Origin of the sequence: Nonomuraea sp. ATR24 (assembly GCF_041950485.1) — a bacterium.
Classification (GTDB): Bacteria; Actinomycetota; Actinomycetes; order Streptosporangiales; family Streptosporangiaceae; genus Nonomuraea; species Nonomuraea ceibae.
The window spans coordinates 48724-75109 of record NZ_JBGNUU010000018.1; the positions used below are offsets into that span (position 1 = coordinate 48724).

The 26386-nt window shown below is 72.2% G+C and carries 28 protein-coding genes and 1 tRNA gene; 12 read left to right on the forward strand and 17 right to left on the reverse strand.

Going from position 1 to position 26386, the window contains the following annotated elements; translation table 11 throughout:
- The first annotated feature begins 18 nt into the window (after window positions 1-18).
- The gene (locus tag ACBI99_RS33865) at window positions 19-1212 is read left to right on the forward strand and encodes an amino acid deaminase/aldolase (protein ID WP_375074320.1); all 1194 of its coding nucleotides are present in this window, start codon (window positions 19-21) and stop codon (window positions 1210-1212) included.
- A 17-nt stretch (window positions 1213-1229) separates the two neighbouring features.
- Here the strand turns inward: ACBI99_RS33865 and ACBI99_RS33870 are convergent, their stop codons facing one another.
- On the reverse strand, window positions 1230-1556 hold the full coding sequence (locus ACBI99_RS33870; RefSeq protein WP_219510398.1) for a DUF3618 domain-containing protein: 327 nt from the start codon (window positions 1554-1556) through the stop codon (window positions 1230-1232).
- 125 nt (window positions 1557-1681) lie between these two features.
- Between ACBI99_RS33870 and bcp the strand changes: the two genes are divergently transcribed.
- Window positions 1682-2155, forward strand: a complete 474-nt coding sequence (gene bcp, locus ACBI99_RS33875; RefSeq protein WP_219510397.1) for a thioredoxin-dependent thiol peroxidase — start codon at window positions 1682-1684, stop codon at window positions 2153-2155.
- Between the two features lie 141 nt (window positions 2156-2296).
- Window positions 2297-2381: transfer RNA gene (locus ACBI99_RS33880), tRNA-Leu, on the forward strand.
- 119 nt (window positions 2382-2500) lie between these two features.
- Here the strand turns inward: ACBI99_RS33880 and ACBI99_RS33885 are convergent.
- Entirely contained in the window at window positions 2501-3430 is a 930-nt protein-coding gene (locus ACBI99_RS33885; RefSeq protein WP_375074321.1) for a 2-hydroxyacid dehydrogenase, read from the reverse strand.
- Window positions 3431-3764: 334 nt separating this feature from the next.
- On the opposite strand from ACBI99_RS33885, the gene ACBI99_RS33890 reads away from it, so the two are divergent.
- The 4 genes from ACBI99_RS33890 to ACBI99_RS33905 all read left to right on the forward strand — a co-directional run bounded on the left by ACBI99_RS33890 (window position 3765) and on the right by ACBI99_RS33905 (window position 8909).
- A complete protein-coding gene (locus ACBI99_RS33890) occupies window positions 3765-4895 on the forward strand; it encodes a sensor histidine kinase (protein WP_219510426.1) in 1131 nt (376 codons plus the stop codon).
- Window positions 4896-4907: 12 nt separating this feature from the next.
- Window positions 4908-5558, forward strand: a complete 651-nt coding sequence (locus ACBI99_RS33895; protein ID WP_219510395.1) for a response regulator transcription factor — start codon at window positions 4908-4910, stop codon at window positions 5556-5558.
- 107 nt (window positions 5559-5665) lie between these two features.
- Window positions 5666-6418 (forward strand): ABC transporter ATP-binding protein, encoded by a 753-nt coding sequence (locus ACBI99_RS33900; protein WP_308126017.1) that lies wholly within the window; start codon window positions 5666-5668, stop codon window positions 6416-6418.
- A 1-nt stretch (window position 6419) separates the two neighbouring features.
- Entirely contained in the window at window positions 6420-8909 is a 2490-nt protein-coding gene (locus tag ACBI99_RS33905; RefSeq protein WP_375074322.1) for an ABC transporter permease, read from the forward strand.
- A gap of 153 nt (window positions 8910-9062) precedes the next feature.
- Here ACBI99_RS33905 and ACBI99_RS33910 read toward each other — a convergent pair whose 3' ends face one another.
- The 5 genes from ACBI99_RS33910 to rph form a co-directional block, all read right to left on the reverse strand.
- Window positions 9063-9326 (reverse strand): hypothetical protein, encoded by a 264-nt coding sequence (locus ACBI99_RS33910; RefSeq protein WP_357591305.1) that lies wholly within the window; start codon window positions 9324-9326, stop codon window positions 9063-9065.
- Between the two features lie 2 nt (window positions 9327-9328).
- Window positions 9329-9910, reverse strand: coding sequence for a toxin glutamine deamidase domain-containing protein (locus ACBI99_RS33915; protein ID WP_219510390.1), 582 nt, complete (start codon window positions 9908-9910; stop codon window positions 9329-9331).
- Window positions 9911-11899: 1989 nt separating this feature from the next.
- Complete coding sequence (locus ACBI99_RS33920; RefSeq protein ID WP_375074323.1) at window positions 11900-13474, reverse strand: molybdopterin-dependent oxidoreductase; 1575 nt, start codon at window positions 13472-13474, stop codon at window positions 11900-11902.
- A 47-nt stretch (window positions 13475-13521) separates the two neighbouring features.
- On the reverse strand, window positions 13522-14112 hold the full coding sequence (rdgB, locus tag ACBI99_RS33925) for an RdgB/HAM1 family non-canonical purine NTP pyrophosphatase (RefSeq protein ID WP_219510388.1): 591 nt from the start codon (window positions 14110-14112) through the stop codon (window positions 13522-13524).
- Complete coding sequence (gene rph, locus ACBI99_RS33930) at window positions 14109-14828, reverse strand: ribonuclease PH (RefSeq protein WP_219510387.1); 720 nt, start codon at window positions 14826-14828, stop codon at window positions 14109-14111. The genes rdgB and rph overlap by 4 nt, the downstream gene beginning before the upstream one ends.
- Before the next feature lie 68 nt (window positions 14829-14896).
- Here rph and ACBI99_RS33935 point away from each other — a divergent pair, with 68 nt between their 5' ends.
- The gene (locus ACBI99_RS33935) at window positions 14897-16135 is read left to right on the forward strand and encodes an MFS transporter (RefSeq protein WP_281427275.1); all 1239 of its coding nucleotides are present in this window, start codon (window positions 14897-14899) and stop codon (window positions 16133-16135) included.
- Here the strand turns inward: ACBI99_RS33935 and ACBI99_RS33940 are convergent.
- Genes ACBI99_RS33940 through ACBI99_RS33950 form a run of 3 tightly spaced genes read right to left on the reverse strand, consistent with a single transcriptional unit; the run spans window position 16120 to window position 18544 of the window.
- Entirely contained in the window at window positions 16120-16872 is a 753-nt protein-coding gene (locus tag ACBI99_RS33940) for an MBL fold metallo-hydrolase (protein ID WP_219510385.1), read from the reverse strand. The genes ACBI99_RS33935 and ACBI99_RS33940 overlap by 16 nt on opposite strands.
- Window positions 16826-17725, reverse strand: a complete 900-nt coding sequence (gene murI / locus ACBI99_RS33945) for a glutamate racemase (protein WP_372455404.1) — start codon at window positions 17723-17725, stop codon at window positions 16826-16828. The genes ACBI99_RS33940 and murI overlap by 47 nt, the downstream gene beginning before the upstream one ends.
- A gap of 27 nt (window positions 17726-17752) precedes the next feature.
- The gene (locus ACBI99_RS33950; RefSeq protein ID WP_357591267.1) at window positions 17753-18544 is read right to left on the reverse strand and encodes a thioesterase family protein; all 792 of its coding nucleotides are present in this window, start codon (window positions 18542-18544) and stop codon (window positions 17753-17755) included.
- A 109-nt stretch (window positions 18545-18653) separates the two neighbouring features.
- On the opposite strand from ACBI99_RS33950, the gene ACBI99_RS33955 reads away from it, so the two are divergent.
- Together ACBI99_RS33955 and ACBI99_RS33960 are read left to right on the forward strand one after the other, a co-directional pair.
- Window positions 18654-18980, forward strand: coding sequence for a hypothetical protein (locus ACBI99_RS33955; RefSeq protein ID WP_219510383.1), 327 nt, complete (start codon window positions 18654-18656; stop codon window positions 18978-18980).
- A gap of 86 nt (window positions 18981-19066) precedes the next feature.
- The gene (locus ACBI99_RS33960) at window positions 19067-20980 is read left to right on the forward strand and encodes a DUF3352 domain-containing protein (RefSeq protein ID WP_375074324.1); all 1914 of its coding nucleotides are present in this window, start codon (window positions 19067-19069) and stop codon (window positions 20978-20980) included.
- A 58-nt stretch (window positions 20981-21038) separates the two neighbouring features.
- Here ACBI99_RS33960 and ACBI99_RS33965 read toward each other — a convergent pair whose 3' ends face one another.
- The 5 genes from ACBI99_RS33965 to clpS all read right to left on the reverse strand — a co-directional run bounded on the left by ACBI99_RS33965 (window position 21039) and on the right by clpS (window position 23626).
- Window positions 21039-21986: a PLP-dependent cysteine synthase family protein gene (locus ACBI99_RS33965; protein WP_219510380.1), complete on the reverse strand. Its 948-nt coding sequence runs from the start codon at window positions 21984-21986 to the stop codon at window positions 21039-21041.
- A 1-nt stretch (window position 21987) separates the two neighbouring features.
- Window positions 21988-22260, reverse strand: a complete 273-nt coding sequence (locus tag ACBI99_RS33970; RefSeq protein ID WP_219510378.1) for a MoaD/ThiS family protein — start codon at window positions 22258-22260, stop codon at window positions 21988-21990.
- Window positions 22261-22399: 139 nt separating this feature from the next.
- Window positions 22400-22801 carry a Mov34/MPN/PAD-1 family protein gene (locus ACBI99_RS33975; protein WP_219510377.1) on the reverse strand — a complete coding sequence of 134 codons (402 nt, stop codon included), beginning with the start codon at window positions 22799-22801 and terminating at the stop codon, window positions 22400-22402.
- 10 nt (window positions 22802-22811) lie between these two features.
- Window positions 22812-23336 carry a DUF2017 domain-containing protein gene (locus tag ACBI99_RS33980; protein ID WP_357591269.1) on the reverse strand — a complete coding sequence of 175 codons (525 nt, stop codon included), beginning with the start codon at window positions 23334-23336 and terminating at the stop codon, window positions 22812-22814.
- Window positions 23333-23626, reverse strand: a complete 294-nt coding sequence (gene clpS, locus ACBI99_RS33985) for an ATP-dependent Clp protease adapter ClpS (protein WP_219510375.1) — start codon at window positions 23624-23626, stop codon at window positions 23333-23335. The genes ACBI99_RS33980 and clpS overlap by 4 nt, the downstream gene beginning before the upstream one ends.
- A 46-nt stretch (window positions 23627-23672) precedes the next feature.
- Here clpS and ACBI99_RS33990 point away from each other — a divergent pair, with 46 nt between their 5' ends.
- Window positions 23673-24956, forward strand: a complete 1284-nt coding sequence (locus ACBI99_RS33990) for a nicotinate phosphoribosyltransferase (protein WP_375074325.1) — start codon at window positions 23673-23675, stop codon at window positions 24954-24956.
- Window positions 24957-24971: 15 nt separating this feature from the next.
- A complete protein-coding gene (locus ACBI99_RS33995; RefSeq protein WP_219510373.1) occupies window positions 24972-25541 on the forward strand; it encodes an isochorismatase family protein in 570 nt (189 codons plus the stop codon).
- Between the two features lie 58 nt (window positions 25542-25599).
- Here ACBI99_RS33995 and ACBI99_RS34000 read toward each other — a convergent pair whose 3' ends face one another.
- Together ACBI99_RS34000 and ACBI99_RS34005 are read right to left on the reverse strand one after the other, a co-directional pair.
- Entirely contained in the window at window positions 25600-26022 is a 423-nt protein-coding gene (locus ACBI99_RS34000) for a VapC toxin family PIN domain ribonuclease (RefSeq protein WP_375074326.1), read from the reverse strand.
- Window positions 26022-26255 (reverse strand): ribbon-helix-helix protein, CopG family, encoded by a 234-nt coding sequence (locus tag ACBI99_RS34005; RefSeq protein WP_375074327.1) that lies wholly within the window; start codon window positions 26253-26255, stop codon window positions 26022-26024. The genes ACBI99_RS34000 and ACBI99_RS34005 overlap by 1 nt, the downstream gene beginning before the upstream one ends.
- Window positions 26256-26386: the final 131 nt, after the last annotated feature.

Below are 26386 nucleotides of genomic sequence, written 5' to 3' on the forward strand. Positions count from 1 at the left end.
CTGGATTACGCTGCCGGTATGGATGACCGCCAGCGCTACGACCGGGCCACGGCCGCTGTTGAGCCGCCGTTCGCGATCCTCGACCTGGAGGCGCTGCGCGCCAACGCCCGCAGCCTGGTGCGGCGGGCCGCCGGCAAGCCGATCCGCGTCGCCACCAAGTCGGTGCGCTCGCGGGCGGTGCTGGAGCGGGTGCTGGCCCTGGACGGGTTCCGCGGGCTGATGGCCTTCACGCTGCCCGAGGCGCTGTGGCTGGCGGAGCAGGGGTTCGGCGACATCCTGGTGGCCTATCCGACGGCCGACCGGCGGGCGCTGGCCGCGCTGGCGGGCTCGGCGGAGGCCGCGGCGGCGATCACGCTGACGGTGGACTCGGCGGAGCATCTGGCGTTCATGGACCATGCGGTGGCGGGGGTCCACCCGCGCCACGAGATCCGGATATGTATGGACATCGACGCCGGATTTGTGGCCTTTGGTGGGAAATTTCGGGCGGGGGCGCTCCGCTCCCCCATCCGCGAGCCCGACCAGGCCGCCGACCTGGCCGCCGCCATCGCCAAACGTCCCGGCTACCGCCTGACCGGGCTGCTCGCGTACGAGGCCCAGATCGCCGGCGTCGGCGACGCCCCCCAGGCCCGCGCCGCGTACGCCCGGCTCGTCAAGGCCATGCAGACCCTGTCGGCCCGCGAGCTCGTCGTGCGCCGCGGCCGCATCGTCAACGCCGTGCGCCAGGTCGCCGACCTGGAGTTCGTCAACGGCGGCGGCACCGGCTCCATCGAGCGCACCGTACGCGAGAAGGCCGTCACAGAGGTCGCCGCCGGGTCCGGGCTCTTCCATCCCCGGCTGTTCGACTTCTACAGCCGCTTCAGCGGCCACCCGGCGGCCCTGTTCGCGCTCCCCGTCGTGCGGCGGCCCGCGCGCGACATCGTCACCGTGCTCGGCGGCGGCTATCTCGCCTCCGGCGCCCCCGGCCCCAGCCGCCTGCCGCAGCCCTACCTGCCCGCCGGCCTGCGCTACGCGCCCGACGAGGGCGCGGGCGAGGTGCAGACCCCGCTCATCGGCGCGCCCGCCGAGGACCTGCGCACCGGCGACCGCGTCTGGTTCCGGCACGCGAAGTCGGGCGAGCTGTGCGAACGCTTCGACGCCCTCCACCTCGTCGAGGGCGACACGCTCACCGAGACCGTCCCCACCTACAGAGGCGAGGGCCGCACCTTCCTCTAGAGGCCCCTAGAGACGGGTCACCGGCGGCGACGCCGCCACAGGACCACCGCCGCGCCGATCACCAGCGCCGCGCCCACGCCGATCAGCACCGGCGCCAGGCTCGGCGCCTCGTCGTCCCACAGCCGGTCGGGGTCGTCACCGAACTCCACCGGCCGAGGCGACATCCCCAGCGCGTCGCTGACCGAAGCCGCGAGGCTCCCCGCCCGGGACTTCACATCCGCCACCGTGCGCTCGGCCACACGCTTCGGGCTCACCCGGTCGGCGATCGCGTCGACCGTCTGCGCCAGCTCCGCCCGCGTCCGCGCGATGCGCCGCTCCAGCTCATCGGGATCGGTGTCAGCCATGACTCTCCTCTCGGCCGCGCTCCTGCCCGTGCCCTCACATGTCCTGATCAGTCTGTCAGGTCCGCACGCCGTACGGCACGGCGGGCGGCCAGGTAGGTTTTCCTGGAGAAACTCCTGGAGGACCCATGACCGAGACCAGGCTCGCCCCCGGCGACGCCGCCCCCGAGTTCGCGCTGCCCGCCGCCGGCGGCGACGAGATCTCCCTCGACGCCTACAGAGGCAAGCGGGTGATCCTCTATTTCTACCCCGCCGCGATGACTCCCGGGTGCACCAAGCAAGCGTGCGACTTCCGCGACAGCCTCGCCCAGCTCACCGCCGACGGCTTCGTCGTCCTCGGCGTGTCGAAGGACAAGCCGGAGAAGCTCGCCAAGTTCGCCGAACGCGACGCGCTCACCTTCCCGCTCCTGTCCGACCCGGGGCTGGAAATCCACAAGGCGTACGGCGCGTACGGCACCAAGAAGCTCTACGGCAAGGAAGTCGTGGGCGTCATCCGCTCCACGTTCGTCATCGACGCCGACGGCAAGATCGAGCAGGCCCTCTACAACGTGAAGGCCACCGGGCACGTGGCGAGCCTGAAGAAGAAGCTCGGCCTCTCCTGACCACTCCCCGCGGGCTCCGATCCGGGAGCCCGCCCGGGGTGAATTGACACGCACCGCGCCTTGTCCGTGCCGGTAGGTGACGTGGCACCGGTGCGTGGCCGGAGCGCTAAACTACTCACGGCCCGCCTTTGGCGGGATTGCGCGGGCGTGGCGAAATCAGGCATACGCGGCAGGTTTAGGTCCTGTTGGTGGAGACACTGTGGGGGTTCGAGTCCCCCCGCCCGCACATCAATGACACCGTCCGGCAATTGGCCGATATGTGTTCGCCCGGAATTGCGATGCGCCGAAACCCGGCCGGTTATTCGGCGCGGCGGCACCCCGAAATACGGACGCGAAGAATTGGCGTCAGCCGACCAGATTCGCGGGTTGCTCACCCCGGGCGAATTGGGCGAGCTGGTCGGCCGCGACCTGCCACGAGCGTTCGTCCGCCTGCGGGACCGTGCCCGCGACGTGCGGGGTGATGATGACGCCCGGCGTGTGCCACAGCGGGTGGTCGCCGGGCAGCGGCTCGGGGTCGGTGACGTCGAGGACGGCGCGCAGCCGCCCGGAGCGGGTTTCGCCGAGCAGCGCGTCGGTGTCGACGACGGGGCCGCGGGCGGCGTTGACGAGGACGGCGCCGTCGCGCATGCGGCCGAGGAACCGCTTGTCGGCCAGGTGGTGGGTGGCCGGGGTGTGCGGGAGCATGAGCGCCACCACGTCGTGGGCGGGCAGCAGGCCCGGCAGGTCGTCCAGGGCACGCACGCCGTCACGGGCGCGGCGGGCCACCATCGTGACGCGGGCGCCGAACGGCTCCAGCCGGACGCGGAGCTGCGTGCCGAGGTCACCGGCGCCGAGCACGAGCACGCGCTTGCCCGCCAGCGACTCGGCCATGCGGGGACGCCAGCGGGCGGCGGCCTGGTCGGCGGCGAAGCCCGGCAGGTCCCTGTAGAGGGACAGGAGGGCGGCGACGGCCCATTCGGCGACCGCCGCGCCGTGGGCGCCCCGGGCGCTGGACAGGGCGACGTGGGCGGGCAGGCGGCCCTGCCACTGGTCGGTGCCGGCGCTGAGCGTCTGGACGAGGCGCAGCTCGGGCAGCTCGCCGATCAGGGCCAGCACGCGGTCGACCGGGCGCGAGGGCACCACCATCGCGCGGGCCTCGGCGGCTCCCGGCGGCAACGGGGCCCCGACGTCGTACAGGAGGGGCCGCAGGCCGGTGACGGCGGACAGGGCCGCGCGGCCGCGCTCTTCGGGCACCAGGACGACGAGGTCCTGCGGACGGTTGTGGTGCGCTGACATGCGGGTCCCCGGTCTCGGATCTTTCGGCCGGGGGAGACTCTAGCCCAGCGGCCCGCAAGCGGATCGGGTCGCGCAGAGCTTCCTCGTCTCCGCGCGACCCGGCTTCGCGATCATGATCGCCATCACGATCTCTCCCTTTACTCACCCCAGAGGGTGCTCCCGACGACTACTTTGCCTGCCGGGCCGTAAGACCCGCGTAAGACCGGAGCCGTGTAAGACCAGGGTCGTAGGCGTACTTCACTCTCAAGGCTGAGCCGCCCCACTCCCGGGTTTACGTATCGTGATGGTTGTGTTCGGCAGGGTACGGGCGTGGTCGAGGCGCCATGTGAAGCTGATGGACGCCCTGCGGGTGGCTCCTCTCGCGCTGCTGTGCCTGCTGCCCGTCGTGCCCTACCTGACCTACGCGCCCGACGGGTCGCTGCCGCCGCTCAACGCGCCCGTCTACGCGGTGCTGACGCTGGCGCTGCTGCTGCCGTTGCTGTGGCGGCGGCGTCCGCTGGCGGTGTTCGCCGTGGTGTCGCTGGTCAGCTTCGCGCAGTGGGCGGCCCAGATCGAGGTGCTGCCGGCCAACATGGCGGTGCTGGTGGCGCTGTGGTCGGTGGTCTACCAGTGCGCGTTCCGGTGGGCGCTGGCGGCGCTGATGGTGGCCGAGCTGGGCGTGTTCCTGGCGCTGGTGCAGTGGGACACGCCGACGCTGGGCATGTTCACCACCAGCACGATCTTCGTGATGGCGCTCTGGCTGACCGGCCTGTACGCGAGCACGCGCCGCCGCTACCTGGAGGGCCTGGAGGAGCGCGCCGAACGCGCCGAGCGCGAGCGCGACCAGCAGGCCCGGATGGCGGCCGCCGCCGAGCGGGCCAGGATCGCCAGGGAGCTGCACGACGTGGTGGCGCACAACGTGAGCGTCATGGTCGTGCAGGCCGACGGCGCGGGCTACGCCATCGACAGCGACCCCGAGCAGGCGCGGCAGGCCGTGCGGACGATCTCCAGGACCGGCCGGGAGGCGCTGGCCGAGATGCGCCGGCTCGTCGGCGTGCTGCGGCAGGACGACGGCGGCACCGACTACACGCCGCAGCCCGGCCTGGCGCAGCTCGACGAGCTGGTCCGGGCGGCGGGCGTGCCCGCGCGGCTGCGGGTCACGGGCCGGCGCACCGAGCTGACCGAGGGCAAGCAGCTGGCGGTCTACCGGATCGTCCAGGAGGCCCTGACCAACGCGCTCAAGCACGGCGGGCCGGGCGTCCGCGCGCAGGTCGAGCTGCGCTACAGCGGCCCCGAGCTGGTCGTGCGGGTGACCGACGACGGGCGCGGCGCGGCCGCCCCGGCCACCGAGACGGGCGGCCACGGGCTGGTGGGTATGCGGGAGCGGGTCACGATGTACGGCGGCGCGGTCACGGCCGGGCCGCGCGCGGGTGGCGGGTTCGAAGTGCTGGCGCGGCTGCCTACGGCCGAGTCGAAAGCGGCTTAGGGGGAGCGTCGGATGATACGGGTCATGCTGGTCGACGACCAGCAGTTGCTGCGGGCCGGGTTCCGCATGGTGCTGGGCGCGCAGCCCGGCATCGAGGTGGTGGCCGAGGCGGGCGACGGCCAGCAGGCGATCGAGGTGCTGCGCACGGTCGAGGTGGACGTCGTCCTGATGGACGTGCGGATGCCGCGCATGGACGGCGTCGAGGCGATCAAGCACATCACCGGCCCGAAGGTGCTGGTGCTGACCACGTTCGACCTCGACGAGTACGCGTTCGCGGCGATCAGGGCGGGCGCGTCGGGGTTCCTGCTGAAGGACGTGCCGACGGCGGAGCTGGTGACGGCGATCCGGTCGGTGCACGCGGGCGAGGCCGTGATGGCGCCGACGACGCTGAAGCGGATGCTCGACCGGTTCGCCACGTTCCTGCCGGCGGAGGAGCCCGCGGCGGCGACGGAGCTGACGCCGCGCGAGCGCGAGGTGCTGCTCATGGTGGCGCGCGGCCGCTCCAACCTGGAGATCGCCGCCGAGCTGGAGGTGGCGGAGGCGACGGTCAAGACGCACCTGGGCCGGGTGCTGGCCAAGCTGGGGCTGCGCGACCGGGCGCAGGTGGTCGTCTACGCCTACGAGGCCGGGCTCGTGGTGCCCTCGCATCGGCCGAACGGCTGACCCGGGTCATCCAGGGTCCTACACGAAGTCCGTCCTCAAGGCCCAGGTCCGGCGGGTTTCGCGCCCCTAGCGTGAGTCGCGTTGTTTTCGCACGACGAGGAGTGAACGTGACTCTCACCGAGACCCCGCGCCAGGCGCCGCCGGCAGTGGTGGCCAAGGGGCTGTCCAAGGTGTACGGCCAGGGCGACGCCCGGGTGCACGCCCTGCGCGAGGTGGACGTGGCCTTCGCCACCGGCGCCTTCACCGCGATCATGGGCCCGTCCGGATCCGGCAAGTCCACGCTGATGCACTGCCTGGCCGGTCTCGACAGCGCGACCGCGGGCACCGTGCACATCGGTGACGTGGAGCTGACCGGGCTCGGCGACAAGCAGCTCACGCTGCTGCGCCGGGAGCGGATCGGCTTCATCTTCCAGGCGTTCAACCTGCTGCCGACGCTGACCGCCGAGGAGAACATCCGGCTGCCGCTGGAGATCGCCGACCGGCAGGCCGACCAGGTGCTGTTCGACCGGGTCATCGAGACCGTCGGGCTGAAGGACCGGCTGCGCCACCGGCCCAACGAGCTGTCCGGCGGCCAGCAGCAGCGCGTGGCCGTGGCCAGGGCGCTCATCAGCAAGCCGCAGGTGATCTTCGCCGACGAGCCGACCGGCAACCTCGACTCGCGCAGCGGCGCCGAGGTGCTGTCGTTCCTGCGCACGTCGGTGCGCGAGCTGGGCCAGACGATCGTCATGGTCACGCACGACCCGATGGCCGCCTCGTACGCCGACCGGGTGGTGTTCCTGCGGGACGGCTCGCTGGTCACCGAGATCACCTCGCCGACGCCGCAGTCGGTGCTCGACACGCTGATGAAGCTGGAGGCGTGAGGTGCTGAAGACCGCCAGGGCGGGGCTGCGCGCGCACAAGGTGCGGCTGCTGCTCACCTCGCTCGCGATCATGCTGGGGGTCGCGTTCATCACCGGCACCTTCGTGCTGAACGACACGGTCCAGGCCGGGTTCGAGGAGCGCGTCACGGCCGACGCCGGCAAGGTCGCGGTGGCCGTGCTGCCCGGCAAGCCGGACCAGGGCATCGCTCCGGAGACGCTGGAACGGGTGCGCGCCGTCCCCGGCGTCCAGGAGGCGCACGGGCTGGTCCGCGGCAGCGCGCCGCTGCTCGGCAAGGACGGCAAGGCCGTCGGCAGCCTGCCCACGACGGCGATCTCCGTCGTGCCGGGCGTGCTGGCCCGCACCTCCATCGTGAGCGGCACCGGCCCCGGCAGCGACGACCAGGCGGCCGTGCTCGACGAGAACACCGCCAAGGCCGAGGGCTTCCAGGTCGGCGACACGATCACGGTGCTCGACGCCAAGCAGCGCGAGCACACGTTCAAGCTCGTCGGGCTGTTCGACCCGGGCGTGGACCAGGAGCTGGCCTTCACCGGGGCGCTCGGGTTCACCACGGCGACGGCGCAGCGGATGACCGGCGAGCGGGAGTTCGCCGAGATCGACGTCGCGGGGGCCGACCCCGTCGCGCTGAAGCGGGCCGTCGCCTCGGCCGCCGGCGCCGGGCTCGTCGTCAAGACCGGCGACGAGCTGGCCTCCGACCTGGCCAAGTCCGCCGGGCTGCAGATCGAGATGCTCACCCTCGGGCTGCTGATGTTCGGGTTCGTGGCGATGCTGGTGGCGACGCTGGTCATCTACAACACCTTCAACATCCTCGTCGCGCAGCGGACCCGGGAGATGGCGCTGCTGCGGTGCATCGGGGCGACGCGCGGCCAGGTGTTCGGCTCGGTGCTCGTCGAGTCGGCGGTGGTCGGCCTGATCGCGTCGGTGCTCGGGCTGGCCGCCGGCTACGGCCTGAGCGCGATCACGCTGGCCGTGCTACGCGCAGTGGACGCGCCGCTGCCCACCGAGGCGGCGATGCGGCTGACCCCGGCCACGATCGGCATCGGCCTGGCCGTCGGCCTGGTGGTCACGGTCGGCGCCGCGGTGCTGCCCGCCCGTACCGCCACCCGGGTCGCGCCGATCGCGGCGCTGCGCACGCAGACCGAGGAGCAGACGTTCCGGGCTGGGATGCTGCGCGTGGCGTTCGCCGCGCTGTTCCTGCTGGGCGGCGTCGGGCTGGCCGCGGTCGGCGCGCTGGTGATGACGCCCGGCGAGCAGATCTCGCTGCTCGTCGTCATGGGCGGCGGCGTGCTGACCTTCCTGGGCGTGCTCATCATCGGGCCGCTGCTGGTCAGGCCGCTGAGCGCGCTGGTCGGCTGGCTCCCGGCCCGGCTGTTCGGGGTGCCCGGCAAGCTGGCCGTGGACAACTCCGGGCGCAACCCCAAGCGGGCGGCCACCACGACCGTGGCGCTGACCATCGGCGTGACGCTGATGACGCTCATCTCGGTGATCACCGCGTCGACCCGGGCCACCGTGACGGTCAAGCTCGACGACCAGTTCCCCGTCGACTACCAGCTCACCTCCCAGTCGCGCGAGTCCAGCATCCCGCGCTCCATCGCCGACGAGCTGCGGGCCGCGCCCGAGCTGTCGGGCGTGGTGCAGATCCGCGACACGATGAGCACGTCAGGCGACGTCAAGGTCCAGGTGGGCGCCTTCCAGGGGCCGCTCAAGCCTGAGGTGACGTCCGGCTCGATCGGCGCGCTCGGGCCCGGCACGGCCGCCATCGCCGACTACGCCGCCACCGACCTGGGCGTCAAGGTCGGCGACACCGTCCCCGTCAAGGCCAAGCGGTCCGGCACGGTCAACCTGCGGGTGGTCGCCGTCTTCCCGGGAAGCGACTCGCCGCTGCCCACGATCACGATGTCCGCGCCGCAGTTCGACGAGGTGTTCGGGGCGGTGCCCGACAGCACCGTCGTGCTCAACATCGCCGACGGCGTGACCGCGGAACGGGCCCGCGCCGTGGTCGACGCCGCGGCGGCCGGCCACCCGACCGTCCAGGTGATGAGCTCGACCGAGATCCGCGGCGAGTTCGACCAGACGCTCGACATGGTGCTCATGATCATCACGGGGCTGCTCGGGCTGGCGATCCTCATCTCGCTGCTCGGCATCGCCAACACGCTCTCCCTGTCGGTCCACGAGCGGACCAGGGAATCGGCGCTGCTGCGGGCGCTCGGGCTCACCAGGCCGCAGTTGCGGCGGATGCTCTCCGTGGAGGCGCTGGTGCTCGGGCTGATCGGGGCGCTGGTGGGCGTGGTGCTGGGCATGTCGTTCGGCTGGGCCGCGGTGCGGGCGATGCTGTCGGGGGCCGTCTTCTCGGCGTCGCCGTGGCAGATCGCGCTGTTCGTGGTCGTGTCGGGGCTGGCCGGGGTGCTGGCGGCGGTCGTGCCGGCTCGGCGCGCCGCCCGGGCGTCGATCGTCGGGTCGCTCGCCACCTGACGCCGGGGAATTGGATAAATGCGGATAGAGATGGATAAAAGCCGCTAAATCCGGATAGGGCACTTGTAGGTCGGGCGTCCATGGGGGCGGCGCCCGGCCTCACCCGTCCCGCGCCGCCCTGGGTCCTGGGCCGTCAGCCGAGGCCCTGGGCCGTCACCGGGGCCGATGCCCCGGCCACAGCTCCGCCACCGATTCCGGATCGAGCAGCGGCCGGGCCACCACCTCGCCCGTGGCCCGGTCGATCACCACACAGCCCCCGCCCACCGCGTCGGGCAGCCGCGCAGGATCGTCAGGCTCCAGATCCCGCACCCACGCCACGTACCCCTCGGCGAACGCGTGAATGCCCACCGACAGCGCCTCCCCCGCCGGGCGCACCCCGTTGAAGTACTCCTCCGCCAGCGCCCTGGCCTGGTCCATGTTCACCGCGGCTGCCCCTGCCTGTCGAGAATCACGCAGAACACCCCCGTCACCGTCAGGTACGGCGGCTCCACCGCCATGTGCCCCCGCTGCGCGTCGATCCAGATCACCTCACCGTGGGAGTTCACCGCGTTCCACGCGTGCGTCCCGCCGCCCGGCCAGCGCACCACGATCACCGCCGACGCGCCGTGCCCCGCCTCCAGCAGCCGCCGCGCCACCATCGGGTACGCGTGCCGCCCCTGCCCCGCATGCTGGAACCGCTGACCGACCCAGCGCTCCATCCGCGCCGTGCTCCCCGCCTCACCGGTCAGCAACGGCCGCCCCACCCGGTCGTACTCGGGCATCCTCGGCGCCGACGCCGCCGGCTCCCCATGCCACGTGGACAGCACGGCCAGCGCGCAGTCGGCGGCATTCGACACGCGGAACGGATCATCCGCCGGGCCGCCGCCGTTGATCAGCCGCACCCACGTGCCGCGCGGGTCCGGGAACCGCGTCCCCATCGTCACCGCCGCCGCCAGATCCCGCTCCACCTGCGGATCCGGCGGCACCAGCCCGCCCGGCACCCCGTACGGCCTGCTGTCCACGAGCTTCGGCGGCCGATGCGGCCAGTCGAACCAGTCGTACTCCGCCGTCCCCCGCCGCCCCTCCCCCGCGAGAACCGCAGCCCCCCTGCCCTCACCGGCGCTTCGCCCCGGCCCAGAGTGACGAGCACCCGCCTGCGTAACGGACTGCGCCGCCTCGCCCGGCCATACAGCGGCGCGCGCCTGCGCCTCACCCGGCCGCGCACCGGTACCCGCCGCCGCCTCCCCGGGCCGACGGGCCGGGGCGTCAAACCCCGGTCCTGGCCGTACGGCAGATCGCGCGGACGTATCGCCCAGCCACGTGGCAGGAGGAGCCGCCGCCGCTCCCCCAGCCCGGTGCGCCGCCCCCTCGGGCCGCTCGCCCGGTCGCGCGGGCGGGTCGCCCGGGCGGACGGCGGGTGGCTCGCCTGGCCACGTGGGCGAGGAGAACCTGTCCGGCCACCTGGCAGCGGACGCTTCTCCGGGCCAGGTCGTCGGGCGGGACTCCGGCGGCTCCTCGCGTCGAGCGGCCGGCCTCGTGGGCGGCTCGTTGGGGTGCGTGGCCGGTTCGGACGGCAGGTGGCCCGGCCAGGCGGGCAGTTGGCCGAGCTCCTGTGGGGAGCGGGGTCGCTTCGACGACGGCGCGGGGCCGTTCGGCGCGTCCCTCCCGGCCTGCGGAGAGGCGGCGCCGTTCGACGAGGCGCCGGTGCCGTTCGAGGACGGGACAGTGCCGTTCGGTGGGGCAGTGATCCCGTGTGGCGGGGTGGTGCCGTGTGGTGAGGCGGTGGTGCCGTTCGGTGGGGCGGGCGTGCCTGGCCATGCCGAGCAGCCCGGCATCGCGCCCGTCGCAGCGCCGTTCGCCGCACCGGGCATCCCTCCGCCTGCCGCCGTGCCGTTCGGTGTGCCGTTCGAGCGCCCGTGCGGTGAGCCCGGCATGACGGTGCCGAGCGACGGGCCGGGCCAGGTGTGCTGGGCGTGGTGGGCCCCGGACGGCGGGGCGTTTTGGGTTTCGGACGGCGGGCTCTGGCCGGCGCTCGGCGGCCGGCTCTGCGGGAAGGAGCCGTTCGGGTGGGAGGCCGGGGCCGACGACCCTGGGGTGCGCGACTCCCCGGTCAGCCACCGGCCGTCGTACGGGGTGCCGCCGGGCGCGGGGCCCGTGCCGTTGGGTGCGGGTGGCTTGCCACCGGGCGCGCGTTCCCCGCCCTCCGGTGAGGGTGAGCCTTTCCGCAGGTCGAAGGGCGCGCTCGGGCGCGGCTGGGCCGGGTCCGGCCGGGTGCCGCCCCCGGCTCCCGTGGAGGTGGCGTCGGACCAGATGGTGTCGGCCCACGCGACCTCCTGCCGAGGGGCCTCGGTACGGGCCCCGTCACCCGGAGCGACGTCACCCCGAGCGCGGTCACCTCCAGCGCGGCCGTCTCCGAGGTGGCCACCCCGGATGTCGCCGCCTTGGGCGCGGTTGTCCCGGGCTTCGCTGCCAAAGGGGCGCAACCCGCCCCAGGGATCGCCGCCCTGGGCATCGTCGCCTCGGGCGCGGTCACGCCGTGCTTCACCGCCCCATGTGCGGCCACCCCAGGCGGTGGCACCTCGCGCGCGCTCACCCGAAGCGTCGTCGTCCGGGGCGGGGCCGCCCCAGGTGCGGTCCCCCCGAACGTCGTCGCTCGGGACGGCGCTGCCTCGGGTGCGGTCGGGGTGGGCGTTGGCGTGGGTTGGGGGTGGTTGGGTGGGGTTGGGGGATGGGGAGTTGGGCTCTGGCTGGGTGGAGTCGGGCGGGCCTGGGTCGGCGGCGCGCTCGTATTCGAGCCATCGGACACCGTCAGCGACCACGGGGTTGTACTGCCCCTCGGGAAGGACCCACCGGACGCCGGACTTGCGGTCGCGGAACACGTCCTGCCTCCTGTCATGCTCGACGACCGATCGTAGGGGTGGTCGCCGCGGATGAGGGGCCAAAGTCAGGAAGATTGTCGGCCATGACTACCCATCTGACCTGCGCAAACGCGGACGTATCTGGACGGGTCGTCAGGTGGTGTGGACGGTGACGGTGTGCCGGCCGGTGGCGCCGTCGGGGGTGATGGGGCGGCGTTCGGCGGTCTGGGTGCGCCCGGCGGCGTCGGTGGCGCGTACCTCGATGGTGTGGTCGCCCGGGGTGGCGTCCCAGTCGAGGGCCCACTGCCGCCAGGTGTCGGGGCCGGGGACGGCGGCGAGCCGGGCCTGCTGCCAGGCGCCGCCGTCGACGCGGACCTCGACGGCGTCGACGCCGGTGTGCTGGGCCCAGGCGACGCCCGCGATCGTGGTGCGGCCGGCGGGCAGCGTGGCGCCCGGCTTGGGGAGGTCGATGCGCGATTGGGTCTTGATGGGCCCCTTGGCCGCCCAGCCGCGCGGTGTCCAGTACGCCTCGTCCGTGTCGAACCGGGTCACCTTGAGGTCGACCACCCATTTGGTCGCCGACACGTATCCGTACAGGCCGGGCACCACCTGGCGTACGGGGAAGCCGTGGTCGACGGGCAGCGGTTCGCCGTTCATGGCGACGGCGAACAGGGCGTCGCGGCCGTCCATGACGACGTCGAGCGGGGTGCCGCAGGTGAACCCGTCGGCGGAGGTGGACAGCAGCATGTCGGCGCCGGAGCGGAGGCCGGCTTCGCGCAGCAGGTCGGCCATGCGGGCGCCGAGCCAGCGGGCGTTGCCCGCGTAGGGGCCGCCGACCTCGTTGGAGACGCAGGTGAGGGTGATGTCGGCCTCGGTCAGCGGCCTTCTCAGCAGGTCCTCGTACGTGATCTCGATGGGCCGGTCGACGAGCCCGTGGACGCGCAGGGTCCAGGTGGCGGGGTCCACCTGGGGGACGATCAGCGCGGTGTCCACCCTGTAGAAGTCAGCATTTTTCGTGATGAAGGGGGTGAGGCCGTTGAGCTTGAAGTCGGTCCCCGGCGGCAGCGGCGGCGCGGGGGTCGCCGGAGCGGGCAGGGCGAGGGCGACCCGGGCGGCGTCCACGGCCCGGCGGCTGCCGAGCCCGTGCCCGAGCAGCGTCCCGGCCCCCGCGGCGACCACGCCCCCGGCGGCGCCGGTCAGCAGCCGCCGCCGGTCGAACGCGTACGGCTCCCCTCCGCCCGCCCGCATCACGGCGGGCAGCTCAGGCGCGACAGAGGACACTGCAGAGGGCGTGGCGCGGCCGATCAGCCAGGACAGCGTCCACATGCCCGCCACGACGCCCACCACGGTCGGCAGCGCGTCGACCGCGCCCGCCCCGGGCCGGGTGAGGACCGCAGCCAGCCCCACGGCGCCGAACGCCACCACCCCGGCCAGCCCGCGGCCGACGGCGCCCCGGGCGAGCACGCCGAGCCCGGCCGCGACCAGGGCGAGCACGACGAGCACCCCGCCGAGCAGGACGACCCTGTCGTACACGCCGAACGCGGCGACGGCGAACTCCTTGAGCGCCGCCGGCGACAGGTCCACGACGGCGTCGCCCACCGCGACCACCGGGGAGGCGTCGCCGCCGACGACCCCCGCCACGAGCTGGGCGGCGCCGAGCGCCACGCCCCCTGCCACGATGCCCGCCAGCGCGCCCGCCCAGGCCGGGATGACCGAATTCCTCTGCACATGAACGACGCTACGCCGCCCGGCGGCCGAGGGTTCTTACGCGGTGGTTACGCCGAGAGCAGTTCGCGGACGATCGGCGCGAGGGCGCGGAAGGCGCGGCCCCGGTGGCTGATGGCGTCCTTCTCCTCGGGTGACAGCTCGGCGGTGGTGCGCGTGTCGCCGTCGGGCACGAGGATCGGGTCGTAGCCGAACCCGTTGGTGCCCCGGGGCGTGGTGACGAGGCGGCCGGGCAGCGTGCCCTCGGCAACCCGCCACTCCCCCGACGGCAGCGCGAGCGCGGCCACGCAGGCGAAGTGCGCGGTCAGCTTGTCGGCGGGCACGTCGGACACCTGGGCGAGCAGCAGCCGCAGGTTGGCCTCGTCGTCGCCGTGGCGGCCGGCCCAGCGGGCGGACAGCACGCCGGGCATGCCGTTGAGCACGTCGACGCAGAGGCCGGAGTCGTCGGCGACGGCGGGCAGCCCGGCGGCCTGGGCCACGGCGTGCGCCTTGAGCAGGGCGTTCTCCTCGAACGTGACGCCGGTCTCGGCGACGTCGCCGATCGAGGGGAACTCCTCCAGCCCGACGATGTCGAAGCCGGCCAGGATGCGGCGCAGCTCGGCGATCTTCCCCGGGTTGCGCGTGGCGAGAACGATCTTCATGAGCTCAGCGCCTCCTGCTGGATCAGGGTCAGCTCCTCGCAGCCGGCCACGGCCAGGTCGAGGAGCTGGTCGAGCACGGCCCGGTCGAACGGCGCGCCCTCGGCGGTGCCCTGCACCTCGACGAAGCTGCCCTCGCCGGTCATGACGACGTTCATGTCGGTCTCGGCGGCGACGTCCTCGACGTAGCAGAGGTCGAGCATCGGCACCGAGCCGACCACGCCGACGGAGACGGCGGAGACGGAGCCGATCAGCGGGTCGCCGGGGCACATCTTGCGCTCGCGCATCCACGCGACGGCGTCGGCGAGCGCCACGTACGCGCCGGTGATGGCGGCGGTGCGGGTGCCGCCGTCGGCCTGGAGCACGTCGCAGTCGAGCACGATGGAGTTCTCGCCGAGCGCCTTGTAGTCGACGCAGGCGCGCAGCGAGCGGCCGATGAGCCGGGAGATCTCGTGGGTGCGCCCGCCGATCTTGCCGCGGACCGACTCGCGGTCGTTGCGGGTGTTGGTGGCGCGCGGCAGCATCGCGTACTCGGCGGTCACCCAGCCCTGCCCGCTGCCTCGCCGCCACCGGGGCACGCTGTCCTGGACGGAGGCGGCGCAGAGGACCCGCGTGCCGCCGAACTCCACCAGCACCGAACCCTCGGCGTGAGAAAGCCACCGTCTTGTGATGTTGATGGAACGGAGCTGGTCAGAATTGCGGCCATCCTGTCGAGACATGCAGATCACCCTATCTCCGCGCCACCACGCTCTTGACCGACGGTGTCCGACACAGGGATCCTGACGCAATGACAACGGGGGTGTTGCGTAGCCCTGACTTTCTCCGCTTCTTGAGCTCGCACGTCGCCAACGAAATGGGCGCCAATATCTCGCGTGTGGCGCTCCCTCTGGTCGCCGTGCTGACGTTGCACGCCTCCCCTCTCTCCTTGGGAGTCCTGTCGGCGTTACAGAGCGCGGCCTTCCTGCTGATCGGCCTGCCCGCGGGGGTGTGGGTCGACCGGATGCGGAAGCGCCGCGTGATGATGGCCGCCGACCTGGCCAGGTGCCTGCTGCTGGCGAGCATCCCGGCGGCGAGCGCGCTGGGCCTGCTGTCGATGGCGATGCTGTGCGTGGTGGCGCTGCTGGTGAGCGTGGCCGGGGTGTTCAACGACGTCTCCGACCTGAGCTACCTGCCGGAGCTGGTGACGAAGGACCGGCTGGCCGACGGCAACGCCAAGCTCGAAGTGGTCCGCTCCGGCGGCGCGCTGGCCGGTCCCGGCCTCGGCGGCGTGCTCGTGCAGCTGCTCGGCGCGCCGCTCACGCTGCTCGCCACGGCGGCGGCCTCGCTCTCCTCGGTGCTCTTCCTGGGCACGATCAGGACTCCCGACCACCCTCCGGCGAGCACCGCCGACCGGGGCATGCTGTCCGGCATCCGGGAGGGGTTCGCGTTCGCCTGGCGTGACCGGCTGCTGCGCACGTTCATGACGACCACCGCGCTGACGAACCTGTGCCTGAGCGCGGTGCTCGGCCTGTCGGTGCTGTTCCTGGCGGACGTGGTGCTGCTGCCGCCCGGCCTGGTCGGCGCGCTGCTCATGTCGGGCGCCGTGGGCGGGCTGATCGGCGGGCTGATCGGCGGGCCGCTGTTCAGGAGGTACGGGACGGCCCGGGTGTCGTGGCTGGCCCTGGCCGTCACCTCGCCGTTCGGCCTGCTGCTGCCGATGACGGAGGCCGACTGGCGGGCCTCGTTCTTCGCGATCACCTCGGTCGCGCTGTCGCTGGGCGCGATCCTCTACAACGTGGGCGAGCTGACCTACCGCCAGACCGTCGCACCGGAGCATCTGCTGGGCCGGGTCAACGCGACGGTCAGGTTCGTCGTGTGGGGCACGATGCCGCTCGGCGCGCTGCTGGGCGGCATCGTGGCGCAGCAGATCGGCGTGCGCGAGGCGTTGTGGGTGTTCATGGCGGGCAGGCTGGTGTCGTTCCTGCCGCTGGTGTTCTCCCCGCTGGTGCGGATGCGCGACTTCTCCGAGCCTCAGCTCAGGTCGTAGCAGGCTCCGCTGCGGGCCAGCTCGACGGGCCCGCCGAAGCCGCCGCGGGCGGCGTCGTCGAGCACGGTGGCCTCGTCGTTCCAGGGCACCAGGTGGGTGAGCACGAGCCGGCCGGCTCCGGCCCTGGCGGCGTGCTCGGCGGCCTGGCGGCCGGACATGTGCAGGCCCTCGGGCAGGTCGGGGGCGTCGAGCAGGGACGCCTCGCAGAGCATCAGGTCGGCGTCGGCGGCCAGCTTGACGACCTCGTCGCACTCGCCGGTGTCGCCGGAGTAGGCGACGCTGCCGCCGCCGCTCTCCACGCGGAACCCGTACGCCTCGACGGGGTGGGCGACGCGGGCGGCGGTCACCCGGAACGGGCCGACCTCGAAGCTGCCGGGCGCGAGCGGCGAGAAGTCGTAGCTGGACTCCAGGCCGGGCTCCTCGGGCATGCCGTAGGCGGCGGCCAGCCGGCGCGGCGCGTCGGCCGGCGCGTGGACGGGCACCCGGGGGTAGGGCGCGGCCGGGCCGTAGGTGCGCACGACGTGGTACGGGCACAGGTCGAGGCAGTGGTCGGCGTGCAGGTGCGTCAGGCAGATCGCGTCGACGTCGTACAGGCCGATGTGGCGCTGCAGCGCGCCCAGCGCCCCGCTGCCGAAGTCGAGCAGCAGCCTGAAGCCCTCGTCCTCGATGAGATAGCAGGACGCGGGGCTGTCAGGGCCGGGAAAGCTTCCCGAGCAGCCGACTATGGTCACCTTCATGTGGGCCTCCCTCGTAGGTGGTACCCCCCACTGGTGCGACTTCGACCGCGTCGATCTCCGGGCCCAGGAAGCGGCGCCCGAGCCGGGCGAAGAGCAGCGAGTCACCGGTCGCGCGGAAGCGGTGCCGGGGGGTGGCCTCGCTCCCGGCCGCCAGGCCGCGGTCGTGCAGGATGCGGTAGACGTCCTTGGCCGTCTCGTCGGCGCTGGACACGAGCGTGACGCCGTCGCCGGCGACGTAGGAGATCGCGCCGGTGAGGAGCGGGTAGTGGGTACAGCCGAGGATGAGCGTGTCGCACCCGGCGGCCTGGATCGGCTCCAGGTAGCCGCGGACCACGTCGATGAGCTCCTGGCTCATGGTCTCGCCGCGCTCGACGTACTCGACCAGGCGCGGGGCGGCCACGCCGGTGAGCAGCACGTCGGGCGCCGCGGTGAAGGCGTCGTGGTAGGCCATCGAGTCGATGGTGGCGCGGGTGGCGATGACCCCGACCCTGCCGGTGCGGGTGGCGCGGACGGCGCGGCGGGTGGCGGGCTGGATCACCTCGACGACGGGCACGTCGTAGCGTTCGCGGGCGTCGCGCAGGACCGCGGCGCTGGCGCTGTTGCAGGCGATGACGAGCATCTTGACGTCGTGCTCGACGAGGTGGTCCATCACCTCCAGTGCGTACGCGCGCACCTCGGCGAGCGGCTTGGGCCCGTAAGGCTGGCGGGCCGTGTCGGCCACGTAGGTGATGGACTCGTGAGGCAGCTGGTCGATGATCGCCCGGGCGACCGTCAGGCCGCCGACCCCGCTGTCGAAGATCCCAATACTCGCGTCCGGCACGCTTCGAGGGTAGGCGACCTGCGGCGTCTTCACCGCGTAAGAATGCTCACACCGGGTGTGTCATCCTCGGCCGACGCGGGCGAGCTGGCGTGACTGGGCGACCAGGCGGCCGGCCGAGTCCCACACCTCGACCTCCTCGTCGAACCAGCCGTCGGAGATGAGGCGGCCGCCGCCGATCAGCGTGAGCAGGCCGGGAGCGGGCAGCGCGCGCAGGTGCCAGGTGAGGTCCACGGTGGGGGCCCAGCCGCGCAGCCCGGCGCTGAACACCACGGGCGGCAGCGCGTCGACGGCCAGCGCGAGCACGAACGGGTCGGGGTCCTGCGGCTCGGCCATGCGGAAGTAGGCGCGCGACTCGGGCCTGCCGGTGGGGCCGCCGTTCAGCCAGGCGATGGTGGGCGGGTCGAAGCTCAGCTCCACCTGGGCGTTGAGCGTCATGTTGGACTCGGGCTTGGGATTGGGCAGCTTGACGCACTCCTCAAGCGGAGGCATGACGTGTCCGGGTTTGTCACTGTAGAGCGGGTCGGCGCCGGTGAGCGTGGCCGTGGTGACCAGGCTCTCGATCTGCGGCACGCCGTCCTGGACGAGCGTGGCCCGGGTGAACGCGGCGGTCCGGCCGGCCTTGAGCCGCTCGACGCGGACCTGCGCGGGCCCCGGCGCCGGGGACCGGTGGAACTGCGAGGTGGTGCTCACCGGGTGCTCGAACGGCGAGTCGTCCACCACGGCGCGCAGCACCACGGCCATGAGGTAGCCGCCGTTGAGCGGCCCGCCGATGGAGTAACCCGGGTCGAGGCAGACGTCGTAGGTGGTCTCGTCGATGCGGATCGCCTGCGTGGCCTCGTCGAACTTGGTCATCAGCCCCTGCCCTCAAAATGGAACTATATTCTAGTAGGCCATACTCTACGGCATCCGTCCATCAGCGCGCCTACCTGCGAAAACGCGACAAGGCTGCGAAAGTTCGATCATGGCTAATGTCACCGAACTCATCGGTCAGTCCGTCTGGGACGCCAACGGGGTGTGGGTCGGTCACGTCGTGGACATCCGCGTGGTGCGCAACCGGGGAGAGTTGCAGCAGGCGAGCACGGTCTACGGGCTCATGGTCTCGGCCCGCCGGGGCCCGGTGCTGCTCCGGCTCACGCGCGACCGGCACGGCCGCGCCTCCTGGCTCTCGCGCGCGGTGGGCCGCGTGGTCTACGCCGGCTGCACGTTCGTGCCCTGGTCCCAGGTCGAGGAGTACGGCGACGGCGAGGTCCACATCAACGCGCTGCGCCGCCAACTGAACAGGGCATAACGGCCTACTTCAGCACATTGCAAGCGGCTGTATAGCAACATCAGCTAACTTCTACGTGGTCATAAGTCCACACTGTGAGTTGAGTGATGTCTGCGAATAATCCCCCACCTGGCCAGGATCCTGACCGGACCACGGCGTACCGCTGGAACGAGCAGCAGCCTGAGCCTCCTCAGGCACACGGCCAGCCATACCCGCCACAGCAGCCGTACCAGCAGCCGCAGTACGGCCAGCCGCAGGACCCGTACGCCCAGCAGGGCTACGGCCAGCAGGGGACTCACGGTCAGCAGCCCGGCTACGGGCAGCAGCAGCCCTACGGCCAGCAGCCCCAGTCCCAGGGCTACGGCCAGCAGCAGCAGGGCTATGGCCAGCAGCCGTCCTACGGCCAGCCGCAGGACCCGTACGCCCAGCAGGGCTACGGCGGCCAGCAGCCCGGTTACGGCCAGCAGGGCTACGAGCAGCAGGGTTACGGCCAGTACGGCCAGCAGCCCGGCCAGGGCGGTGGCGGCGGCTGGTCCGGCCAGGGCCCCGAGATGCTCGGCCAGACCCCCGCCGACCCGCCCGCCAAGGGCCGCAAGAACCTGTTCATCGCCATCGCGGCCGCGCTGGCCGTGATCCTGCTCGGCGGCGGCGCCGTGTGGGCCGTGGGCGCGATCGGCGGCGGCGGGACGCAGCCGCACGACGTGCTGCCCGCGGCCTCGATCGCCTACGTCCGCCTCGACCTGGACCCGGCGGCGAACCAGAAGCTTGCGCTGTTCGAGATCGGCAGGAAGTTCACCGTCACCAAGGACTCCTTCCAGGGCGAGGACCCGCGCCAGGCGCTGTTCGACGCGCTGAAGAAGGACAGCCCCGAGGGCCTGAAGGACGTCGACTGGGCCAAGGACGTCGACCCGTGGCTCGGCAGCCGCGTCGGCGTCGGCATCCTGCCCTCCGGCGGCGAGGACCCCGACTTCGCCGTGGCCGTCCAGGTCAAGGACGAGGAGGCGGCCAGGGCGGGCATCGCCAAGATGATGGGCAAGTCCGAGTACGGCATCGCCTTCCGCGAGGACTACGCGCTCCTGACGGCCAACCAGCAGCTCGCCGACAAGTACGGCGCCGAAGCAGGCAGCCTGGCCGACAACGCCGACTTCAGCGACGACCTGAACGCGATCGGCGAGCAGGGCGTGCTGTCCTTCTGGGGGCACCTGGGCAAGCTGGCCGAGCTGTCGAAGGACACGCTGACGCCCGACCAGAAGCTGCTGATGGAGCAGATCAAGACCGCCAGGTTCGCGGGCGCGCTGCGCTTCGACGGCTCCTACGTCGAGCTGGCGGGCGCGGTGCGCGGCGGCCAGAACCTCACCAACGGCGAGGACCTGACCGGCACCTCCCTGGCCGCGCTGCCCGACAGCACCGTGGGCGCGTTCTCCATGTCCGGCCTCGACAGCCTCATCACGAACAAGTGGGGCGAGATCGAGAAGTCGGCGGCCAAGACGTCCAGCGGCGCCCAGTTCCAGCAGTTCGTCCAGCAGGCCAAGTCCCAGTTCGGGCTCGACCTGCCCGGCGACCTGGCGACCGTGCTGGGCCAGAACCTCACCATCGCGCTCGACGGCGAGGGCCTGGAGTCGCAGCAGTACAAGGCCGGTGTCCGGGTCGCCACCGACGCCGCCAAGGCGCAGGCCATCCTGGACAAGGTCCAAGGGGCGCTCACCGCGCAGGGTCAGCAGGTGAAGATCGCCAAGGTCGCCGGTGACGGCGTCCTCACGGTGGCCACCGACGACGCCTACGCCAAGAAGCTCGCCGAGGACGGCGCGCTCGGCGACAGCGAGACCTTCCAGACCGCGATCCCGGAGGCGGACCAGGCCACGTTCGGCCTGTTCGTCGACCTGGACAAGGTCGAGAAGCTCTATCTGAACAACCTTCAGGGCGAGGAGAAGGCCAACCTGCAGGTGCTGCGCGCGGTGGGGCTCAGCGGCAAGCAGACCGACACCGACGTGTCGTTCTCGCTGCGGGTCCTGTTCAACTGACGTCACACGACAAAGAGGGAGGGGCGGCCCGGCCGGGCCGCCCCTCCCTCTTTGCGTCTCAGGCCCAGAGCTGGCCTTCGAGCCGCTGCTCGGCCTCGTCCAGCGTGCCTTCGTACGCGCCCGTGGACAGGTACTTCCAGCCGCCGTCGGCGACCACGAACACGATGTCGGCCCGCGCGCCCTCCTTGACGGCCTTGCGCGCCATGCCCAGCGCGGCGTGCAGGGCGGCCCCGGTGGACACGCCGGCGAAGATGCCCTCCGACGCCAACAGCTCGCGGGTGCGGCGCAGCGCGTCGGCCGACCCCACGGAGAAGCGCGTGGTCAGCACGGACTCGTCGTACAGCTCAGGGATGAAGCCCTCGTCCACGTTGCGCAGCCCGTAGACGAGCTCGCCGTAGCGCGGCTCGGCGGCCACGATCCGCACGTCCGGCACCCGCTCGCGCAGGAAGCGGCCGACACCCATGAGGGTGCCGGTCGTGCCGAGCCCGGCCACGAAGTGCGTGACGGACGGCAGGTCCGCCAGGATCTCCGGCCCGGTCGTCTCGTAGTGGGAGCGCCAGTTGGCCGGGTTGCCGTACTGGTAGAGCATCACCCAGTCGGGATGCTCCGCCGCCAGGCCCTTGGCCACCCGCACCGCCTCGTTGGAGCCGCCCGCCGCGGGCGAGGAGATGATCTCCGCACCCCACATGCGCAGGAGCTGGCGGCGCTCCTCGGAGGTGTTCTCCGGCATGACGCAGATCAGCTTGTAGCCCTTGAGCTTGGCGGCCATCGCCAGCGAGATGCCGGTGTTGCCGCTGGTGGGCTCCAGGATCGTGCAGCCGGGGGTGAGGAGGCCGTCCTTCTCCGCCTGCTGCACCATCCACAGCGCCGGCCGGTCCTTGATCGAACCGGTCGGGTTGCGGTCCTCCAGCTTGGCCCACACCCGCACGTCAGCGCTCGGCGACAGCCGGGGCAGGCCGACCAGCGGGGTGCGGCCCACCGAGTCGATCAGCGAGTCGAAGCGCATGTCACCCGCCGGCGACGGCCGGCAGCACGGTCACCGTGTCGCCGTCGGACAGCGGGGTGCCGAGACCGCCGAGGAAGCGCACGTCCTCGTCGTTGAGGTAGACGTTGACGAACCGGCGCAGGCCGGACTCGTCCACCAGCCGGTCCTTGATGCCCGGGTGGCGGGATTCCAGGTTGGTGATCAGGTCGTCGAGGGTGGCGCCCTCGGCGTCGACGGCCTTGGCGCCGTCGGTGTAGTTACGCAGGATGGTCGGAATGCGAACCTCGATGGCCATCGCTGTCAGTCTCCTCGGATCAGGGTCGTCCCATCGGCGGCAACGCCGAATGCTGGCTGGCGAATTCCGGCTCAGCGACAGTCGTAGACGACAACGGCAGGGGTGTGCGCGAAGAGGAAACTCTGCACCGGCCTGACCATCATGGGATGAACCTTACCTCTTCCTCGGAAATCTCTCCGTCGAGGATCCGGTACGAGCGGAACTCCACCTGGTCCTCGTCCCGCGTGGAGACCAGAACGTAGTGGGCGTTCGGCTCGGAGGCATAGGAGACGTCGGTGCGCGACGGGTAGGCCTCCGTCGCGGTGTGGGAGTGGTAGATGACGACGGGCTCCTCGTCGCGGTCGTCCATCTCCCGCCACACGCGGAACTGCTCCATCGAGTCGAACCGGTAGAAGGTCGGCGAACGCTCGGCGTTCTCCATCGGGATGAACCGCTCCGGCACCCCGTTGCGCCCCGCGATCACGCCGCACGCCTCGTCGGGGTGGTCGGCCCTGGCGTGGGCAACGATCTTGTCAACCAGTTCCTGCGAGATCGTCAGCATGCTGCGGAAGTTACCAGAGCGCGCGCACCAGGCTGTCCTGGAGGTAGGTCAGCCAGTCATAGGTGACGAACGCCGGATAGCGGGGATCGTCCTCGGACATCTTCTCGATCTCCTCGTGGATCTCCTCCGTCACGCCCAGCTTGGTGCCGAGCGTCAGCCGCACGTCGTTGAGCGCCCGCAGCCACGCCTGCGCCTGCTCGGGCGTCAGCTCGCCGCGCCCCGGCTCGGCCGTGTCGAGCAGCGTCTGCGCGTCGGCCCGCTTGCCGTCGCGCAACGTCGCCTCGGTGTAGCGGCGGAACTCCGACGCGTCCTGCGCGTCCTCGTACGCCGACGGGAACAGCCGCGCCAGCACCGGATCGGACGGCGCCACTCCCCCGCCGATGCCCAGCGCCCGCTCCAGCGGGTCGTCGCTCGTCTCGCCCGGCGCCACCAGGCCCAGCACCATCGACACCAGCGAGCGCAGCAGCGCCACCTCGCCCGCCTCGAACGTGGCGACCACCTTGCCGCCCCGGCCGGCGGAGAACCCGGAGCTCACGTGGCCGAGTCCGGCTGGACGGTGGCCCACAGGCCATAGGAGTGCAGGATCTGCACGTCGCGTTCCATCTCCTCGCGGGTGCCGCTGGACACCACGGCCTTGCCCTTCTGGTGGACGTCCATCATCAGCTTCTCGGCCTTGGCCTTGGGGTAACCGAACACGGTCTGGAAGACGTACGTCACGTACGACATCAGGTTGACCGGGTCGTTCCAGACGATCGTGACCCATGGCAGATCGGGCCGGACGTCCGTTGCCGGGCGCTCGACGGTGGTTGGAGAGGTGCTACCCACATCCAGCAGTCTGCCCTATGTGAGCCGTAGTCTTCGACTCGTGAGGATGAGCATGAGCACCGCGTTGCTGACGGATCACTATGAGCTGACGATGCTCCAGGCGGCCTTGCGGAGCGGCGCCGCGCACCGGCGGGCGGTCTTCGAGGTGTTCGCCCGCCACCTGCCCGGCGGGCGCCGCTACGGCGTCGTGGCCGGCACCGGACGCGTCCTCGACGAGCTCGAACGCTTCCGCTTCGGCGAGGAGGAGCTCGCCTTCCTGCGCGACAACCACGTGGTCGACCAGCCCACCCTCGACTTCCTGGCCGACTACCGCTTCTCCGGCGACGTCTACGGCTACCGCGAGGGCGACCTGTACTTCCCGGCCTCCCCCATCATGGTCGTCGAGGGCACGTTCGCCGAGGCCGTGCTGCTGGAGACCGTGATCCTGTCCGTTCTGAACCACGACTGCGCCATCGCCTCGGCCGCCTCCCGCATGAGCGTCGCCGCCGGCAAACGGCCGCTCATCGAGATGGGCTCGCGCCGCACCCACGAGCGCGCCGCCGTCGCCGCCGCCCGCGCCGCCTACCTGGCCGGCTTCGCCTCCACCTCCAACCTCATGGCCGGGCACGTGTACGGGGTGCCGACCGCGGGCACGGCCGCGCACGCCTTCACCCTGCTGCACGACTCCGAACGGCAGGCGTTCGAGACCCAGATCGCCTCACTCGGGCCCGAGACCACGCTGCTCGTCGACACCTACGACGTGGCCGAAGCCGTCCGCACCGCCGTCGAGCTGGCCGGGCCCAAGCTCGGCGCCGTCCGCATCGACTCCGGCGACCTGGCCGCCGCCGCCCAGGAGGTCCGCGAGCAGCTCGACGCGCTCGGCGCCTTCGACACCCGCATCCTGGTCACCTCCGACCTGGACGAGTACGCCATCGCCGCGCTGGCCGCCGCGCCCGTCGACGGCTACGGCGTCGGCACCTCCCTGGTCACCGGCTCCGGCGTGCCCACCGCCGCCCTGGTCTACAAGCTCGTGGCCCGCGAGACGGCCACCGGCAAGCTGGAGCCCGTGGCCAAACGCTCGGTCGGCAAGCCGTCACGCGGCGGGCGCAAGGAGGCCTACCGGCTGCTCGACGACACCGGCCACTACGAGACCGAGCTCGTCACCACCTCCGGCCTCGTCCCCGAGGGCGGCATCCCGCTGATGCACGAGCTGGTGCGCGACGGCCGGGTCGTCGGCCGCGAACCGCTCGACGAGGCCCGCGCCAGGCACGCCGACGCCGTCGCCCGCCTGCCGAAGGACGCCCTCCACCTGGGCAGGGGGTACGCGGCCATCCCCACCGAGTTCGCCTGACGTATCGTGAGCCGTATGGGAACCGCGCTGATCATCGTGGACGTGCAGAACGACTTCTGCGAGGGAGGCAGCCTGCCCGTCGCGGGCGGCTCCGAGGTGGCCGCCGCCATCACCCGCCACGTCGCCGAGCACGGCTACGACCACGTCGTGGCCACCCGCGACTACCACGTCGACCCGGGTGACCACTTCTCGGCCGCGCCCGACTTCGTCGCCTCCTGGCCCGCCCACTGCGTCGCCGGCACCCCCGGCGCCGACTTCCACCCCGCCTTCGACGTCGCGGCCGTCGAGGAGGTCTTCAGCAAGGGCGCCCACGCCGCCGCCTACAGCGGCTTCGAGGGCACCAGCGGCGACGGCGTCCCGCTCGCCGACTGGCTGGCCGAACACGGCGTCCACGACGTCGACGTGGTCGGCATCGCCACCGACCACTGCGTCCGCGCCACCGCCCTCGACGCCGTCAAGCACGGCCTCGCCGTGCGCGTCCTGCTCGACCTGACGGCCGGGGTCGCCCGCCAGACCACCCAGGCGGCGCTCGCCGAGCTCGACGCCGCCGGCGCCACGCTCCACGGCGCCCCGATCGTCCGCTGACACCCGGGGGACCGGCCTCCGGAGGGCGGCGCGGCCCTGGCGGCGAACCGCGCCGGCCCTAGTTCAGGTCGGCGGGCAACACGGTGAAGCAGTCACCCCACAGCGGCTTCATCGCCCGGAAATGCCGCTGATCCAACGTCAGCACCCGGGTCGTCCTGTGGCGGGCTCCCAGCACCGCGATGGAGGCGTCGGCCAGGCCGATCTCCATGTCGGCGTAGCGGCCGATGAGGTCGGCCGCCTCCATGACCTCGTGCCGCGTCATCGGCATGAGGTCGTAGACGCCGTCGGCCACCTCGCGCAGGTAGTCGAGCTCCGCGCGCGGGCCGATCCTGGTGAGGAGCATGTAGTCGAGCTCCCCCAGCACGAACGGCGAGAGCAGGATGGGCCCCCGCTCGGTCTGCAGGACGCTCCTGGCCGCCTCGTGCTCGGCGGCCGCGCGGTCGATGGCGGCGAACAGGCCGCTGGTGTCGACGATCAGCATCAGCCGATACCGTCCCGTCCGAAGCCCTCGGCCAGGACGTCGTCGACGCTGCGGGCCATCCCCGGGTCGTTGCTGTCGAAGAGCGGCAGGCGTGGCCGGGGACGCTCACCGACGATCTCGTCGCTGAGCACGCGCGCGATCGCGTCGCGCATGTAGTCCTCCTCGGACAGGCCGTGCGCCCGCGCCGCCTCGGCGACGCGGTGCTTCATGTCCTCGGGCAGGTACAAGCTCACCTCTGGCACCTTTCTACGTTAGCTCGGCACCCATGTGCCGTCACCGATCACGAAGAGTACGCATCCGGCAACGCTCTGGTCAGGCGAGTTTCCAGATACGCGAAAGGCGCTCCCGATACGGGAGGAGGATC

Coding starts and splice junctions, on each gene's coding strand:
- ACBI99_RS33940 (WP_219510385.1), bottom strand. CDS start 16,872: ATGAAGGTGACCATAGTCGGCTGCTCGGGAAGCTTTCCCGGCCCTGAC.
- ACBI99_RS33955 (WP_219510383.1), top strand. CDS start 18,654: ATGGCTAATGTCACCGAACTCATCGGTCAGTCCGTCTGGGACGCCAAC.
- ACBI99_RS34000 (WP_375074326.1), bottom strand. CDS start 26,022: ATGCTGATCGTCGACACCAGCGGCCTGTTCGCCGCCATCGACCGCGCG.
- ACBI99_RS33990 (WP_375074325.1), top strand. CDS start 23,673: ATGAGCATGAGCACCGCGTTGCTGACGGATCACTATGAGCTGACGATG.
- ACBI99_RS33995 (WP_219510373.1), top strand. CDS start 24,972: ATGGGAACCGCGCTGATCATCGTGGACGTGCAGAACGACTTCTGCGAG.
- ACBI99_RS33960 (WP_375074324.1), top strand. CDS start 19,067: ATGTCTGCGAATAATCCCCCACCTGGCCAGGATCCTGACCGGACCACG.
- bcp (WP_219510397.1), top strand. CDS start 1,682: ATGACCGAGACCAGGCTCGCCCCCGGCGACGCCGCCCCCGAGTTCGCG.
- ACBI99_RS33950 (WP_357591267.1), bottom strand. CDS start 18,544: ATGACCAAGTTCGACGAGGCCACGCAGGCGATCCGCATCGACGAGACC.
- ACBI99_RS33895 (WP_219510395.1), top strand. CDS start 4,908: ATGATACGGGTCATGCTGGTCGACGACCAGCAGTTGCTGCGGGCCGGG.
- ACBI99_RS33910 (WP_357591305.1), bottom strand. CDS start 9,326: ATGGACCAGGCCAGGGCGCTGGCGGAGGAGTACTTCAACGGGGTGCGC.
- ACBI99_RS33870 (WP_219510398.1), bottom strand. CDS start 1,556: ATGGCTGACACCGATCCCGATGAGCTGGAGCGGCGCATCGCGCGGACG.
- ACBI99_RS33890 (WP_219510426.1), top strand. CDS start 3,765: ATGGACGCCCTGCGGGTGGCTCCTCTCGCGCTGCTGTGCCTGCTGCCC.
- ACBI99_RS33865 (WP_375074320.1), top strand. CDS start 19: ATGGATGACCGCCAGCGCTACGACCGGGCCACGGCCGCTGTTGAGCCG.
- ACBI99_RS33935 (WP_281427275.1), top strand. CDS start 14,897: ATGACAACGGGGGTGTTGCGTAGCCCTGACTTTCTCCGCTTCTTGAGC.
- ACBI99_RS33885 (WP_375074321.1), bottom strand. CDS start 3,430: ATGTCAGCGCACCACAACCGTCCGCAGGACCTCGTCGTCCTGGTGCCC.
- ACBI99_RS33975 (WP_219510377.1), bottom strand. CDS start 22,801: ATGCTGACGATCTCGCAGGAACTGGTTGACAAGATCGTTGCCCACGCC.
- rdgB (WP_219510388.1), bottom strand. CDS start 14,112: ATGAAGATCGTTCTCGCCACGCGCAACCCGGGGAAGATCGCCGAGCTG.
- rph (WP_219510387.1), bottom strand. CDS start 14,828: ATGTCTCGACAGGATGGCCGCAATTCTGACCAGCTCCGTTCCATCAAC.
- ACBI99_RS33970 (WP_219510378.1), bottom strand. CDS start 22,260: ATGGCCATCGAGGTTCGCATTCCGACCATCCTGCGTAACTACACCGAC.
- ACBI99_RS33965 (WP_219510380.1), bottom strand. CDS start 21,986: ATGCGCTTCGACTCGCTGATCGACTCGGTGGGCCGCACCCCGCTGGTC.